16 protein-coding genes are annotated in these 13,920 nt (G+C 50.6%); 8 read left to right on the forward strand and 8 right to left on the reverse strand.

Features of this window, described 5'->3' with window-relative positions:
- Entirely contained in the window at nucleotides 1-1,308 is a 1,308-nt protein-coding gene (gene hisD / locus IOQ59_RS13450) for a histidinol dehydrogenase (protein ID WP_193953893.1), read from the reverse strand.
- Between the two features lie 187 nt (nucleotides 1,309-1,495).
- Here hisD and IOQ59_RS13455 point away from each other — a divergent pair, with 187 nt between their 5' ends.
- Together IOQ59_RS13455 and IOQ59_RS13460 are read left to right on the forward strand one after the other, a co-directional pair.
- Entirely contained in the window at nucleotides 1,496-2,401 is a 906-nt protein-coding gene (locus IOQ59_RS13455) for a LysR family transcriptional regulator (protein ID WP_193953894.1), read from the forward strand.
- A gap of 144 nt (nucleotides 2,402-2,545) precedes the next feature.
- Nucleotides 2,546-3,985 (forward strand): pyridoxal phosphate-dependent decarboxylase family protein, encoded by a 1,440-nt coding sequence (locus IOQ59_RS13460; RefSeq protein WP_228050896.1) that lies wholly within the window; start codon nucleotides 2,546-2,548, stop codon nucleotides 3,983-3,985.
- Nucleotides 3,986-4,004: 19 nt separating this feature from the next.
- Here the strand turns inward: IOQ59_RS13460 and IOQ59_RS13465 are convergent, their stop codons facing one another.
- Nucleotides 4,005-4,949 carry a DMT family transporter gene (locus IOQ59_RS13465; protein ID WP_371871867.1) on the reverse strand — a complete coding sequence of 315 codons (945 nt, stop codon included), beginning with the start codon at nucleotides 4,947-4,949 and terminating at the stop codon, nucleotides 4,005-4,007.
- 226 nt (nucleotides 4,950-5,175) lie between these two features.
- Here IOQ59_RS13465 and IOQ59_RS13470 point away from each other — a divergent pair, with 226 nt between their 5' ends.
- Nucleotides 5,176-5,370, forward strand: a complete 195-nt coding sequence (locus IOQ59_RS13470) for an Ada metal-binding domain-containing protein (RefSeq protein ID WP_228050902.1) — start codon at nucleotides 5,176-5,178, stop codon at nucleotides 5,368-5,370.
- Between the two features lie 21 nt (nucleotides 5,371-5,391).
- On the opposite strand, the gene IOQ59_RS13475 is transcribed toward IOQ59_RS13470, so the two are convergent.
- Genes IOQ59_RS13475 through IOQ59_RS13485 form a run of 3 tightly spaced genes read right to left on the reverse strand, consistent with a single transcriptional unit; the run spans nucleotide 5,392 to nucleotide 8,517 of the window.
- Complete coding sequence (locus IOQ59_RS13475; RefSeq protein WP_228050897.1) at nucleotides 5,392-6,309, reverse strand: DMT family transporter; 918 nt, start codon at nucleotides 6,307-6,309, stop codon at nucleotides 5,392-5,394.
- 59 nt (nucleotides 6,310-6,368) lie between these two features.
- Nucleotides 6,369-6,875: a DUF934 domain-containing protein gene (locus tag IOQ59_RS13480; protein WP_193953895.1), complete on the reverse strand. Its 507-nt coding sequence runs from the start codon at nucleotides 6,873-6,875 to the stop codon at nucleotides 6,369-6,371.
- Nucleotides 6,859-8,517, reverse strand: a complete 1,659-nt coding sequence (locus IOQ59_RS13485) for a nitrite/sulfite reductase (protein WP_193953896.1) — start codon at nucleotides 8,515-8,517, stop codon at nucleotides 6,859-6,861. The genes IOQ59_RS13480 and IOQ59_RS13485 overlap by 17 nt, the downstream gene beginning before the upstream one ends.
- 225 nt (nucleotides 8,518-8,742) lie before the next feature.
- Between IOQ59_RS13485 and IOQ59_RS13490 the strand changes: the two genes are divergently transcribed.
- Both IOQ59_RS13490 and IOQ59_RS13495 read left to right on the forward strand, forming a co-directional pair.
- Nucleotides 8,743-9,177 carry an HIT family protein gene (locus IOQ59_RS13490; RefSeq protein WP_193953897.1) on the forward strand — a complete coding sequence of 145 codons (435 nt, stop codon included), beginning with the start codon at nucleotides 8,743-8,745 and terminating at the stop codon, nucleotides 9,175-9,177.
- Between the two features lie 2 nt (nucleotides 9,178-9,179).
- Complete coding sequence (locus tag IOQ59_RS13495) at nucleotides 9,180-9,596, forward strand: DUF1294 domain-containing protein (RefSeq protein WP_371871868.1); 417 nt, start codon at nucleotides 9,180-9,182, stop codon at nucleotides 9,594-9,596.
- A 60-nt stretch (nucleotides 9,597-9,656) separates the two neighbouring features.
- On the opposite strand, the gene IOQ59_RS21470 is transcribed toward IOQ59_RS13495, so the two are convergent.
- From IOQ59_RS21470 to IOQ59_RS13505, 3 genes are read right to left on the reverse strand one after another with little or no spacing between them, the layout of a single operon-like run.
- Complete coding sequence (locus tag IOQ59_RS21470; protein ID WP_304621444.1) at nucleotides 9,657-9,887, reverse strand: GDCCVxC domain-containing (seleno)protein; 231 nt, start codon at nucleotides 9,885-9,887, stop codon at nucleotides 9,657-9,659.
- Nucleotides 9,887-10,354, reverse strand: coding sequence for an organomercurial transporter MerC (gene merC / locus IOQ59_RS13500; protein WP_307727008.1), 468 nt, complete (start codon nucleotides 10,352-10,354; stop codon nucleotides 9,887-9,889). Before merC ends, IOQ59_RS21470 begins: the two co-directional genes overlap by 1 nt.
- Before the next feature lie 20 nt (nucleotides 10,355-10,374).
- Nucleotides 10,375-10,770 carry a MerR family transcriptional regulator gene (locus IOQ59_RS13505; RefSeq protein ID WP_193953899.1) on the reverse strand — a complete coding sequence of 132 codons (396 nt, stop codon included), beginning with the start codon at nucleotides 10,768-10,770 and terminating at the stop codon, nucleotides 10,375-10,377.
- Between the two features lie 291 nt (nucleotides 10,771-11,061).
- Between IOQ59_RS13505 and IOQ59_RS13510 the strand changes: the two genes are divergently transcribed.
- From IOQ59_RS13510 to IOQ59_RS13520, 3 genes are all read left to right on the forward strand, one after another.
- Nucleotides 11,062-11,496 carry a c-type cytochrome gene (locus IOQ59_RS13510; RefSeq protein ID WP_193953900.1) on the forward strand — a complete coding sequence of 145 codons (435 nt, stop codon included), beginning with the start codon at nucleotides 11,062-11,064 and terminating at the stop codon, nucleotides 11,494-11,496.
- Between the two features lie 440 nt (nucleotides 11,497-11,936).
- The gene (locus IOQ59_RS13515; RefSeq protein ID WP_193953901.1) at nucleotides 11,937-12,401 is read left to right on the forward strand and encodes a cyclic nucleotide-binding domain-containing protein; all 465 of its coding nucleotides are present in this window, start codon (nucleotides 11,937-11,939) and stop codon (nucleotides 12,399-12,401) included.
- A gap of 328 nt (nucleotides 12,402-12,729) precedes the next feature.
- Entirely contained in the window at nucleotides 12,730-13,899 is a 1,170-nt protein-coding gene (locus IOQ59_RS13520; RefSeq protein ID WP_193953902.1) for a MerR family transcriptional regulator, read from the forward strand.
- Nucleotides 13,900-13,920: the final 21 nt, after the last annotated feature.

Below are 13,920 nucleotides of genomic sequence, written 5' to 3' on the forward strand. Positions count from 1 at the left end.
TCAGTCGTAACGCTTCTGATCATACACATGGAAATCCCACTCCTGATCAGGGAAGTACTTACGCAAGCGCCAATCGCAGGCACGCGCATGACCTTCCATCCCTTCCGCACGGGAGATACGGGAACCGGCAGCACTGAATTCAAGATTCGCCTCTTTGCTGATCGCTTGATAGGTCAGGATCTTCAGGAATTTATGTACGTTCAAACCGCCACTGTAACGGGCAACCCGTTTGGTGGGCAGGATGTGGTTGGTGCCGGAGCACTTGTCGCCATGGGTCACGGTCGCACCTTCACCGAGGAACAGAGAGCCGTAGTTCTTCAGAGTATCGCGCCACCAGTCCAGATCATCGGCAATGACCTGTAGGTGTTCAGAGGCGTATTCGTCGCTCACACGTACACACTCTTCGCGAGTTTCGCAGAAGATGATTTCGCCATGATTATCCCACGCGGATTGTACAACCTCCTGATTGGGCATGTCGGCAGCCACTTTTGGCATCAACTCAGCCACTTGCTCACCAATACGACGGCTGGTGGTAAACAGCCAGACTGGAGAGTCGTAACCGTGTTCAGCCTGAGAGACCAGATCCACCGCGATGGTCATCGGGTCGGCACTGTCATCTGCGATGATGGCGGATTCGGTAGGGCCGGCGAATACATCGATACCAACTTCCCCGAACAGCAGACGTTTGGCTTCGGCCACATAACCGTTACCCGGTCCGACCAGAATATCCGCGGACACGCCGGTAAACAGGCCTTTAGCCATGGTTGCTACTGCATGGACACCGCCCATCTCCAGAATGATGTCGGCACCGGCCAGATCCATCGCGTAGACAATCGCCGGATGGATGCTGCCATCTTTTGGTGGTGAGCACGCAACGATGGTTTCTACACCCGCGACTTTCGCAGTGGCGATGCTCATCAACGCGGATGCCGCATGGGAATAGCGTCCGCCTGGGACATAACAACCTGCACAGTTAACCGGAATAACTTTCTGACCCAGTTTAACGCCCGGTGCGGATTCAATCTCAAACTCAGTCAGGCTGGCGCGTTGTGCTTCGGCAAAGGTTTTCACCTGTTTATAGGCGAACTGAATATCCAGTTTGGTCTGTTCGGGTACTTGTGCGATCAGTTCAGCACGTTTTTCGTCAGAGAGGATGAAATCTCCCTGCCAGTTATCAAACTGTGCAGCGTATTCGCGCACCGCACTTTCACCGTCGGCTTCAATACGCGCCAGCATCTGCTTCACAGTCTGGTGGATACGTTCGTCGTTTTCAGCGACCGGAGCGGTGGATCTTTTCAGATATTCCATTGGCACATCCTTCATTCTTATTCTTCGTACTTTAGTGTGGACGGGTCTTAACCGGTATAGCCCCTTGATGGTTAGATAGTAGGAGTAGGGCGTCGCAACAGACCAATGCTATTTTTAGAGAAGGCGGTTACTTTTCGGCATGGGTGATTTACAGTCCTGAATTCAAGCGGTATGGACGGGTGCATTGATGGAACTGAAATGGTTAAAAGACTTTGTTGCGCTGGTGGAACAGGGCAGCTTTTCAAAGGCAGCGGAGTCTCGGTTTGTGACCCAACCGGCGTTCAGTCGGCGCATTCGCTCGTTGGAAAACTGGCTGGGTGTCAGCTTGGTGGATCGCGATAAATACCCCACCACGCTAACTCCGGCGGGGGAAGCCTTTGCAGATCATGCGCGCCAGCTGATTAGCCAGACCTACGCGGTGCGCAATCAGATGCGGGATATCCAATCGGCGCGGGAACAACTCTTAATTGTGGCGCAGCACGCACTGGCCGTTTCTTTTTTCCCTCCGTGGATGAAAACACTGGAAGCGCTCACCGATGGTGCGTTAATCAAAGTGGAATCCGGCAATCTGCACGATAATGTGGAAGCCTTCCTTTCTGGCAACGGCGACTTCCTACTGTGTTATGCCTCATCCGATATTTTCAGCCAATTACAACGTGATGATGTAGAAAGCCTGCAAGTGGGTGTCGATGAACTGGTGCCCGTATCGGGTGTGAATGAAGGGGGGCTGCCTCTGCACGCCATTGTTGAGGGCGAACCACTGAAGCTGCTGGGTCATCCGGCGGAGTCCTTCTTTGGCCGTTTGTTACAGCGGGAGTGTCTGTCACGTCTGCCGCCCGAGCTGGATATTCATCTGGCCTGCGAAAATGCCTTATCAGAAGCTCTAAAAGCACTGGTGTTGAACGGCTATGGTATGGCGTGGTTGCCGCGCAGTCTGATCCGTCCTGAACTGGAACGTGGTCAGTTGGTGATTCTGGATGAACCGCTGCACAGCCTGGATCTGAGCATCCGTCTCTATCGTCTGCACCAACCTGCCTGCAGTGCTGCCAATCAGTTCTGGAACTACCTGCAGGAACTCTACAACCAGGAGTAATTCCCGCACTTCAATTGTGCCTCATGCCGAAAAGTAACCACTCTTAAGCAAATCAGCATTGGTTGCCGCGCAGAACTCCTGAATATACTCATTGGCATAGATAAAGCAGCGGTTAAGACGTTGAGTTCCCATGCTGCAAACAGAATGATGCGTAGATCACGCACCGATGAGGCAAGAGCGATGCAAGAGAATCTGGAAATCCTGATCCGGGCGGTAAACGAGTGGTTACCTGAAGGCCGTCCCGTTGTGCAGGCTCCGCCAGCCGCTGAGCTGGAGCAGAAATTGGATCTGACATTGGGTCAGCAGGGAAGTGATCGGGAGACGCTGGAATCTGCCATTCAGTCCTACCTGCATTACAACCCCGATGTATCGCAGGCCGAATTCTACAAGCTGCTCTATTCCGGCCAGAACAAATACGCCGTGCTGGGTGACTGGATCACCAGTCTCAGCAACGCCACCATGCACACCTATCAGGTTGGGCCTGTTGCGACCTTGATGGAGATGGAGCTGATCCGTAAATGGAATGAACTGGTGGGTTTCAATCAGGACGGCAATCCCGCCGAAGGAGTGATGGTTGCCGGTGGTAGTCAGGCAAACCTGATCGGTATGATGCTGGCCCGTCACCACGCGTGCCCAGACTATAAAACACAAGGTGCAAACGGTAAAACGCTGGTCGCGTATGTCTCCGATCAAGCCCATTACTCCGGGCAAAAAGCCGCGAACGTGCTGGGTATCGGTACCGATAACCTGATCGCCGTCGCCACCGATGAAAATGGCCGGATGCGACCGGATGCCTTAGCGGAAGAGATCGAGAAGACGCTGGCAAAAGGCCATGTACCGTTCTTTATTGGCCTGACCGCCGGTACGACCGTGACGGGGGCGTATGATCCGGTCGCAGCATGCAGTGAAATAGCCAAAGCCCATGATATCTGGCTGCACATCGACGGTGCCTGGGGGGGACCCATTCTGTTCTCTGAAACACACCGTCACTTGCTGGAAGATAGCCATTTGGCGGATTCTTTCGCATGGGATGCGCATAAACTGATGAACGTACCGATTACCGCCGCAGTGATTCTGGTGAAACAACCGGGTGCGTTGAAAGCCTGCTGTTCCGGTGGTGGTGGCGATTACCTGTTCCACGCCGATGAAAATGCGGATTACAACTTGGGTGAACGTTCGATTCAGTGCGGCCGTCGCGCCGATGCGCTCAAGGTATGGTTGAGTTGGAAAGCGATTGGTAATCAGGGGTTCTCCGATAAGATCGATTATCTGCAGACCATGAAAACAGAATGCGTGTTGCAGATTGAACAGCGGGAATCACTGGAGATGCTGGTCCCTGCCAGCTACCTCAACGTGTTGTTCCGCTATAAACCGGAACATATCTCTGATGAAGAGGAGCTTCGCCAGTTGAATATCACTATCTGTAAAACGATGATGCGCTCAGGCGGCCCTTATGTGGACTATGCCCAATACAAAGGCCGCACCGGTATTCGTCTGATACTGGCAAATACCGAAGTTACTCAGGCGCACCTTGAACGCCTGCTGGATAAGGTTGAACGGATCGGACAGGAATTGTCGGCATAAGGCGGTCTACGCCGGCATATTATTCAGGGTTGTGGCGGCTGTGTGCGATCTTGTATCGCCACAACCGTCCGTCAATCGCGGACAACCCGACCGCAATAAACGCCATACCGATAAAATGATAGGTGTGCAGGGTTTCGTTAAGAAACAGCGCGCCGAGCACAATGGCCGAAACCGGGATCAGTAGTGTCACCAGCAGCAGGTTGGTCGCTCCAGCTGATTCCAGCAATTTAAAGTACAGTACATAGGCCAAGGCTGTAGACAGAATTCCCAAACCAAGCAGTGCGGCCCAGCTCTGCATGCTTGGGGCGCTAATATCGAATGGACCATCATATAGCATAGCGATAGGGATCATAATCACCGTTGATGCGGTGACCTGTCCCGCGGCCGTGATCAACGGATTCACCGCCATCTTTTTGAAACGGCGACCATACACACCGGCAAACGCATACGACAGCGCTGCCACGAGTATGGCCACTTGAGCAATGAGGCTGGCCCCCTCATTTCCCGCGCCGACTTCGGGTAGCCCGATCATAACAGCGACACCGAAGAAACCGATAACGACACCCATCAGCTTCGATACGGTTGCGCGCTCGTCTGCCAAAACCACACCTGCCACAATCACAGTAAACAGCGGTGTTGTGGCATTAAGAATGGAAGCCAGACCTGATGCAATCTGTGTTTGTCCCCACACGATCAGTACAAACGGGATGACATTGTTCAGCAGCCCCATACCCAGAAATGCAAACCAGGTCCGTGGGCATTTGGGGATCGTTAGTCCCATTATCAGAGCAATAGTCCATAACGCTGCCGCTGCAATACCGACGCGTAGGGCCACCAGCGTTAGAGGCGGCAGTTCGGTGACGGCCACGCCGACGAAGAAGAATGACCCGCCCCATAAGACAGACAATGCGATCAGGATGATCCATTCACGCAGATTCATTGAAGTATTAATCGATAGCGTCACGGTAGTTTCCACACGTTTATAAAAGCAATTTGGTCAATGTATCGGGACAGTCGTACAAGGGCCACCCGATTCTTGCACGCTTTTCATATGAGTCGTTAATTGGCTTTTTCAGTGGACTACGGTGTGTGCAAGATTCGGGTGGTGTCAGGTTGAAAAATGGACTGTGATGGTAAATATCATCTTAGAAATTGCAGGTAGCGGAGTGTCTATGCCATCAATACAGGAAATGAGAGAAGCAGTTAAGAAAAGAGATGCGTCTATGGACGGTTTGTTTTTCTATGGCGTGGTGACGACGGGCATTGTGTGCAAACCATCTTGTTCATCACGTTCCGCGAAACCTGAAAATTTGCGGTTTTTTGCGGATATGGAGGCTGCAAGTATTGTGGGATTCAGACCGTGTAAACGCTGTCAGCCAGCGTAAACACGGGAGACTGTTAGTACTTCAGCGCAGGGTAAGGCGGGGGCTGTTGATAGTGACTTTGCTTCGTCTGCTTTGCAGCAACGTATAGGCACCGCTGACCACCACCAACAAGCCGCCGAGCAATGTCATTGCATCAGGTTCTTCATTGAAGATCAGCATCCCCAGAATTAATGCGAACAACAAACGGGTATAGCGAAACGGGGTGACCACAGAGACATCCCCAGTACGCATTGCGATCGTTAGGGAATAGTAGGCGATCACGCCAAACACGACGGAACCCAGAATGAGCCATGCGGCATTCGGGTCAGCGATTAATGTGTGTATATCCAGGGCCTCAAAGCCGAACAGATCACCGGACAGCTGAAGTACAATGCCTGTTGGTATCAATACGAAGAAGCCATATACGCCCAGCTGCATATTAGACAGAACGGGCGGCGCCGCACGGGTAGCCAGATCACGTCCGGCAAACCCTAGTGTGCTTATAACGGCAAAGATAGATGCCGGGTTAAAGCCATCCAGCCCCGGTCGTACGATCATCAGGACACCCACAAACCCTATCAGGATGGCCAACCATCGCTTAAATCCGACATGTTCCCCAAAGAGCAGTGCGGCACCGATCACCACCACCAGTGGCGTTGCTTGCAGAATCGCAGAGGCACTGGATAGCGGCGTCAGGATGATCGCCAACGCAAAGCAGAGGCGGCCGACCACTTCACAGGCTGCTCTGATCAAAATAGGGCGGGAGAGCACGGCACGGTTAAATACCTTTTCACCCCGGCGCCATGTCAGTCCGATAAAGATCAACATGCCGCCCAGACCAAACAGCGTGAGCACAACACCCAGCGGGGCAAAGTCCGCCGCTGCCTTAATGAACATATCTTCGACGGCAAAGGCTGCCATTGCCAAGATCATAAAGATACTGCCGCGGGTGTTATCCAACGTGTGTTGTCTCCTTGTAGTCTAACGTCTGTCCGGCCAGATGTGTTATTCAGTGAGTACTATTTTGCGATGCGCTGCTGGAACGGTGTTCTCGGGGTTTCGACGTCACCCTGATAACTCTGTCCGGCTCCTCCGGTCAGCGCTACGGCGTGTTGCAGATCTTCAGCACGGGGAAATTCCACGCTGTTAAATCCACATCGCAGTAGATAAGGCACCTGATCCGGCAAAATTGCGCCCATTGCCCTCAACTCGCCGTCGAATTTGTAATCTTCACGTAGCAATGACGCGGTTGAAAAACCGGAACCATCGGTGAAACTACAGAATTCGATAGCGATCAATGGAACGCGTTCAATCGCATCTGCGAGGGACGCTAAATCGGCGTCAGCGCTGATTGTAATACCAGGGCAGCTTATGAATCCGCTGAAGTCACCGGCGAAACCCTGCCAGATGTCGAGTGGCAGTATATAGTGAACCTCAGGCTCAGGCGTAAAGTCAGCGCCAATCTGCGCATCAAGATGTGACCAGTGATCATCTTGAATGACACCGTTTTTAAAGACCTGTTGCATATACTCGCTCCTTAAACGGGGCCTTGCCCAGACGCTGATAGGTTGTGGTAAAGGTTTCGGTGGCGCTTGAACGTGCTTCTAAATACACCTCAATGATGCGCTCGACAGCAGGTGCGACCTTATCGTGTGGGAGCGACGGCCCCAGTACTTTCCCAATGCCTGATTGCCTGCCTGTCTGTCCGCCCAGGGTGATTTGGTAAAATTCCTCACCGTTTTTATCCACCCCCAGAATGCCTATATTGGCGATATGGTGATGGGCGCAGGCATTGATGCAGCCGGATATGCGCAGGCTCAAATCGCCGAGCGCGTAGAGCCGGTCCAGATCTTCAAAACGTTGCTGAATCGCTGCGTTAACCGACAGAGAACGGGCATTTGCCAAATTACAGAAATCTCCGCCCGGGCAGCACACCGTATCGATCAATGTACCTACTGTCGGCGTCGCCAAATTCAGTCGGTTAATCTCATGCCAGAGGTTAAACAGGTCCGTGCGTTTCACATCCGTTAGCACGATGTTTTGCTGCTGTGTGGTGCGTACTTCGCCGAATGAGTAACGATCAGCCAGTTCTGCGATACTTTCCAGCTGCTCGGTTGTTATATCACCGGGGGCTTGTCCGAAGTATTTCAGAGACAACGTGACGATACGGTAGCCGTGCTGTTTGTGCGGCCGTACATTGCGCTCAATCCAGCGGTGGTATGACTCGGGGGCGGAAATAGGTACCGGTAAATCGCTGTCTGCTTCGAATGGTTCATAATCCGGTGCAGAGAAGAAGGACTGGGCGTAAGAGATCTCCTCATTGCTAAGCTGGGGATCGGCTGCGTAGTTACGCTCGAACTCCTGCTCTACCTGATGGGTGAATTCCTCGGTCCCCAGACTGCTGACCAGAATTTTGATACGTGCTTTGTACTTGTTGTCTCTACGGCCATAGCGGTTATAGACGCGCAAAATTGCTTTGAGATAACCCAATAACTGCGTTTGGGGTAAGAACTCACGGATCAAGCTGCCCAGCATTGGGGTGCGGCCTAATCCGCCGCCAGCCCAGACATTAAATCCTAACTCGCCACTGTCTGATCGTACCAGTCGCAGGCCGATATCGTGTAAGCGGATAGAGGCGCGGTCTTCTTCGGCACCAATCACGGCAATTTTGAACTTCCGTGGTAAAAAGGCGAACTCAGGATGCAGCGTCGACCACTGACGGATGATCTCGCAATAAGGGCGTGGATCGGTGACTTCATCGTCGACGACACCCGCCAGTGGATCGGAGGTGGTGTTGCGGATGCAGTTACCGCTCGTCTGGATTGCGTGCATCTCTGCGCTCGCCAGCTCGTCCAGAATGTCGGGCACATCTGTGAGTTCAACCCAATTAAACTGGATGTTCTGACGGGTCGTGATGTGGCAGTAATTGCGATCATAGTCCCTACAGATCTTTGCCATCATGCGCAGCTGTGTGGAGGAGAGCATGCCGTAGGGCACCGCAACCCGTAACATCGGGGCATGTTTCTGCACGTAAAGTCCGTTTTGTAAGCGCAGAGGTAAAAAGGCTTCTTCGCTGATATCGCCGTTCAGATAACGTTCCATCTGATGTCTGAATTGCAGAACCCGGTTTTGCACAACCTCGTGGTCTAATTCATCGTACTGATACATGCTGGAAAAGGTCTCGCTTAGAAAGGACAGTCATTGATTCCATTAGAGTAAAACGAGCGTTGAAACGAGCACAGACACAAAATAGTTAATATTCAGGGGTACAGAATTGAGGGGCCGTGGCTGAAAGGCCTATGGGTGAGCAGGTCAAGAGGGTGTTATGTTGACACTGAGTTTGTAAGATACGCACCGTTACCATTGAGTCATTCACACGAAAGGAAGTCTGCGATGAATCCTGCATACGATGAGAACAACGTTTTTGCTCAGATCCTGAGGGGAGAAGCTCCCTGTATCAAACTGTACGAAGATGACCAAACGTTGGCAATTATGGACATCATGCCGCAGACTCACGGACATGTGCTGGTGATCCCCAAAGAGCCTGCAATCACCTTATATGATCTGTCGGAAGAGTCTGCTAATGCCTGCCTGAAAACGGTGCGGTTGATGGGGCGCGCGGTTGAGAAAGCGATGGGAATCAGCGGTTCCACATTGTTTCAGCATAACGGGCGTGTCGCTGGACAGAGTGTTCCGCACTTTCATTTTCATATCTTTCCCGGATCGCTGAAAGGACTGTTCGAACATGCTAAGCGGTTTGAAGAGCCAGAGGTCTTGGAAGAAAATGCCCGCAAGATTATTGCTGCACTAGCTACTCTGGATCACTGAACGTGGCAACTTGTATCACTAAACCGCGAATAATCCGCGCTTCGGGGCTGCTCATTAGTGCGGCTGTCGTATTCCTCAGTACGGTGGGTGCGGCCACGTATTTTACATGGATTCCAATGCCATTGGGCATGGCTTATCTGGCGCTGAGTCTGCTGACCTTTGTCATTTATGCTATCGATAAGTCAAAAGCGAAACGTGGCGTCTGGCGGATTCCGGAGAAAACGCTGCACCTCTTATCATTGGTGGGCGGTTGGCCCGGCGCATTATTAGCGCAACAGCTGCTGAGGCATAAATCGAGCAAGACGCGTTTTCGAATCGTTTTTTGGCTGACCTTATGCCTTAACTTAGCGGTGATAGGGTGGTTGTTTTCAGCGACCGGAAACGCGTTTGTAAGGTCATTAGTTGTAACGTTTTCTTGAGTTCTTTTGACTTGATTTGGCATTAAATGTCCCGCTTTCGGCACAAAGCGTACATCTCAGTCAGGACTGAATGTTGGATGAACAACAACTTGTGCCTTCCTGTATTGGCGGGCAGGGAACCGTGCCATAAGAGCAGTACACACAACAGTCTCCAGGAAGCGGCTTCAGCAACTTGCCGCACCCTTCACATTCGTAAAACCATTGGCACGCGTCGGTTGGCATGGATTCAATTTTTGAATAGCCGCACTCGGGGCAGGTAATAGTCGATTCTAAAACGATCTTGTTGCTCATTACGACTCCTTGCTCTGTCTAATGGTTTGGCAAACTCGGTGCAGCGGTGAAGTTAGATCCCAGACGGCTACCCCAAACATGAGTGCAAGCGCGGCATAAAACATGTAAGTACTCCATGCGTCGGTCCAGAAAAGGTACAAGGTGGCCAGCACCATAATCGGTCCTGCAATGGTTAGAACGCCTCTCAGATGGTGTTTATATGACCACCATGAGGCTAAGGCAGAGACGAGTGCAATGGTCGCAAATAACGGAAGTAACGTATTGATGAAGGTTCCTTCAAATTGTGCCAAGAACCCCATTCCTAATGCGGACCCCAGTGCACCTAGCACGGGAAAGCATGATGCGCACCCCATTGCCGAGACTATAGCTCCCAGCGCCCCCAACTTTTCGGTAAGTATTGATAACTGCATACCTATATCCCAACACCTCAAAATCAATCGATACATTGAGTATAAACTCCGTACCATGGTACGGAATCAAGCATGAGTCATTGGCCCTGTGAAATGGCCTCAATGATCGGGCAGGAAGTATTAGAGCTGTTGTCTTCGCATGAGTTGATCAGTGTCTCTAGCGTATTTGCGATAGCACGAAGGTCTTTGATTTTCCCTTTTACATCATCCAGCTTACTGGATGCCAGTTGCTTGGTTTGATCACAACTCCCCTCACCAAGGGACAGCAGAATCTTAATCTCAACAAGACTAAATCCGAGTTTCTTTGCTCGCTGTATGAACTGTATCTGCTGAACATCTTGAACGGCGTATGTTCGATACCCTGAAGCAGGCTTCGCTGGTTCAAGGATGAGTCCAATACGCTGGTAATATCTTATGGTCTCGACACCCACACCTGCCTTTTGAGCCACCGTGCTGATCGTCAGTTTGTCCATTGATCTCTTACATTGCTCCTAATTAACCAAGGGAGGAGCCTTACTATAGCTTCAAACACAACATACTGTGAACGTCCGCTTTGGGTCGGAAAGTGACTTCCTTTCTGATGATTGTAATCAAACTGGCTTTGCGACCAGGATGGTCGCTTAATGGCTCGATGTGGATGTTATCGCAGCGTTAAAAAAGCAATTTGGCAAGCTTAAATTCGGTTACTATGGGCTAGGATATTCGCCCGGATGTAGTCAAACGTCATGGTATTATCAGTAACTCGATATTGAAGGATAGAGTGTATGAATTTCAGGTCCAAAGTGCTTTTTGTCACGTTTTTTACTTTCTCTTCCACGCTTTGGGCTCACTCAGGAGCGACGGGTATCGTTAAAGAACGAATGGATAACTTCAAAGAATCTAAAAAGTCGATGAAGCTGCTCAAGAAAGCGGTTCGCAACGATGACTTTACTGTTGTCGCCCAGGAAGCGATGGTAATTAACCGATGGGCAAGGAAGTTGACAGACTACTTCCCTGAAGGCTCAAATCAGCCTCCATCGGAAGCGCTGAATCTAATCTGGGAAGAGTTTGAACGGTTTGAAGTACGTGCCGACACTCAAATCAGGGCTTCAGAGCGGCTTCAGCGGTCTGGTTTAAACAAAGATGCTGACGGGGCTGCTAAAGCATATTCTGAATTAGCGCAGTCCTGCAAAGCTTGCCACAATGATTACCGTGAATAACATCGAATAACCTGCATTGCAGGCTCCCGGTTGTACAGATTGAATGTCCGCTTAGGGTCGGAAATCGTCCATCTCAATGATCCTAAGCTTTACGTTTCCAACCGCAACAAAGGAGCCTTACCATGGCTGCTCCTCTATACCACTCCAAACACTCACCGTGAAACAAAGGGAAACGGGTCGGTCAGAAGAAATCACTCAAGCTCAGGGACATCTGGGTTATCCGCATCAGGATTCAGATCGCCGAAGCTCATCGAGAACTTGCTCTGTTTAAGCGGGTTATTGATAGCAAGTTGAGAGCACCGTTCGTTATCTCGGCATTGATGTAGATGGCGCTCTGGATATGACATAACAGACTTTTAGCATTGAAAATAACCACCTGTTGCGATGCAACCCGGTGAGGGCTTAACTACACTGGATGCAGAGTAGTGGAGGTAGTATCCATGGAGCCATTAACTAAAGCGCAGTTTGATCAGCATTACACCATTGAGCACCTTCGGGAGTTGTCAGTGTTTGGTGCTTTGAATCAGGACTTTGTCGAGCATCTGTTGGATCAGTGCGAGATATACCGCACGGAGCCCGGCGATCTGCTATTCCAGGATGGCCAGTCACCGAACGGTTTTTACATACTGATCGACGGTGATAGCACACTCTATTGTGGCCCACAGCTAAAAAACCAAATCGTTAACGTTCTCAGGCCTGGCGAATGTGTGGGTTTTATCAGCATGCTTTCAATGAATCCGGTGATCGGTGATGTGACACCGACCGTGGGTTCTGTAGTACTGCATATTCGAAACCCTTTGTTTGCCTCCCTGCCGGAGATCGATGGTGAACAGTCCTTTATCCTCTTAATGAACCTGACCCGTAATATCTGCCGTGCCTATATCAAACATGCGATTCAGGAGTAGCCAACCTGAGCGTTGTCTAGAAACTCGCGATACCGCGTCAGTGCAGTTTGCCTGAAAACACAAATCCCCAGATCTGCTTTTGTAACTTAGCAAGCATCGCGAACGGTCTATCCTGAATGCCTTACCTGAACTCTCTACAGGTCGTTTACCGAGATAATGTGGACATCTGAAGAGATGTTTTTCATCACGTCTCTTGGTTCTTTTCGCTGACTTTTGTAACCACCACATTGGCCTGATTGCTTAGCGATCTCCCTATTGACCTGTCTACTGATTTACAGTTTATGATGGTTTTCAACAGGGATAAGCGCTCCTTCAAGAGGAACAATTGATGTATCGAATATCAGAGCTTGCGGAGCAGGTTGGGTTATCACGTACCACACTACTGTATTACGAAAAACTAGGGCTGATTGAAGGGAAACGACTCAGCAATGGTTATCGCATATACAGCGAATACGATATCCAACGTTTACGATTGATACAGCAGCTCCATGCCGGAGGGCTCACGCTAAATGAATGTAAAGCGTGCTTAAACGCTCGGATAGATCGAGAGGTGCTGCTGAATCGATTATCTCAATTGGATGATGAAATCGCCGAAAAACAGAAAGCCAGATGCTTGCTCTCTGCGCTGTTAGGGGAAAAAGGCCATAAAGAATGGCATGAAACCATCGACAGAGTGGCACCCGATGCACATTTAGATTGGCTAATAAAACAAGGCTTCAACGAAAAGGAAGCTCTAAGATTAAAATGGTTATCAAAGAATATGAACGAACATGAGCGTTATATGGCTGACTTTCTCCGTGTGTATGAAGCACTCGACAGATGGGGCCCCGGTTCAGACGCTGAGACATTAAAAGCGTTATCAAAAATCCCGTTCACGCCGAAGAAGATCCTTGAAGTGGGGTGCGGGAATGGTGTTGCTACCTTTGTGCTCGCTGAACAGTCCGAAGCACAGATCACCGCAGTCGATAACGATGCTCCAGCGCTAGCGCGTTTAGTGGAGCGGGCAAAGGAGGTGGGTGTCGATCACAAAGTAATGACAAGCTGTGCAAGCATGATGGATTTACCATTTAAGGCAGCCAGCTTTGACGTTATCTGGTCAGAAGGCAGCGCCTATATTATGGGCGTGACTAAAGCGCTTAATGAATGGAAAACACTGTTGGAAGACGGTGGAGTCTTGGTGTTTAGCGACTTAGTCTGGCTCACAAACAGTCCCAGTGAAGAGGTTGCAGCTTACTGGGAAAAGGCCTACCCGGAGATGGCAACCGTCGATGAACGTGTTAAACAATCGGAAACTGAAGGTTATGAGGTCGTTGGTAGTTTCACCTTAAACGAAGAGGCGTGGACTGCCTACTTCGAACCACTTCAGGCGCGAGTCAATTCCATTAAAGATAAAATGATAGGGTCACCTGCGCTTAAGGATATTGAAGAGGAGCTTGCGATCTGCCATCAGTACCCGGATGAATTTGGTTATCAAATGTTTGTGCTTCGCAGGGTGTAACTCTTCCCTTATTAACGTCTC

Source organism: Pontibacterium sinense (assembly GCF_015209595.1).
In the GTDB taxonomy this organism is placed as follows: domain Bacteria; phylum Pseudomonadota; class Gammaproteobacteria; order Pseudomonadales; family Balneatricaceae; genus Pontibacterium; species Pontibacterium sinense.

Excerpts from the sequence above, each read along its gene's own strand:
- IOQ59_RS13480 (WP_193953895.1), bottom strand. The coding sequence starts at position 6,875 with ATGCAACAGGTCTTTAAAAACGGTGTCATTCAAGATGATCACTGGTCA.
- IOQ59_RS13510 (WP_193953900.1), top strand. The coding sequence starts at position 11,062 with ATGAATTTCAGGTCCAAAGTGCTTTTTGTCACGTTTTTTACTTTCTCT.
- hisD (WP_193953893.1), bottom strand. The coding sequence starts at position 1,308 with ATGGAATATCTGAAAAGATCCACCGCTCCGGTCGCTGAAAACGACGAA.
- IOQ59_RS13520 (WP_193953902.1), top strand. The coding sequence starts at position 12,730 with ATGTATCGAATATCAGAGCTTGCGGAGCAGGTTGGGTTATCACGTACC.
- merC (WP_307727008.1), bottom strand. The coding sequence starts at position 10,354 with ATGGTACGGAGTTTATACTCAATGTATCGATTGATTTTGAGGTGTTGG.
- IOQ59_RS21470 (WP_304621444.1), bottom strand. The coding sequence starts at position 9,887 with ATGAGCAACAAGATCGTTTTAGAATCGACTATTACCTGCCCCGAGTGC.
- IOQ59_RS13485 (WP_193953896.1), bottom strand. The coding sequence starts at position 8,517 with ATGTATCAGTACGATGAATTAGACCACGAGGTTGTGCAAAACCGGGTT.
- IOQ59_RS13490 (WP_193953897.1), top strand. The coding sequence starts at position 8,743 with ATGAATCCTGCATACGATGAGAACAACGTTTTTGCTCAGATCCTGAGG.
- IOQ59_RS13460 (WP_228050896.1), top strand. The coding sequence starts at position 2,546 with ATGATGCGTAGATCACGCACCGATGAGGCAAGAGCGATGCAAGAGAAT.
- IOQ59_RS13505 (WP_193953899.1), bottom strand. The coding sequence starts at position 10,770 with ATGGACAAACTGACGATCAGCACGGTGGCTCAAAAGGCAGGTGTGGGT.
- IOQ59_RS13455 (WP_193953894.1), top strand. The coding sequence starts at position 1,496 with ATGGAACTGAAATGGTTAAAAGACTTTGTTGCGCTGGTGGAACAGGGC.
- IOQ59_RS13470 (WP_228050902.1), top strand. The coding sequence starts at position 5,176 with ATGAGAGAAGCAGTTAAGAAAAGAGATGCGTCTATGGACGGTTTGTTT.
- IOQ59_RS13515 (WP_193953901.1), top strand. The coding sequence starts at position 11,937 with ATGGAGCCATTAACTAAAGCGCAGTTTGATCAGCATTACACCATTGAG.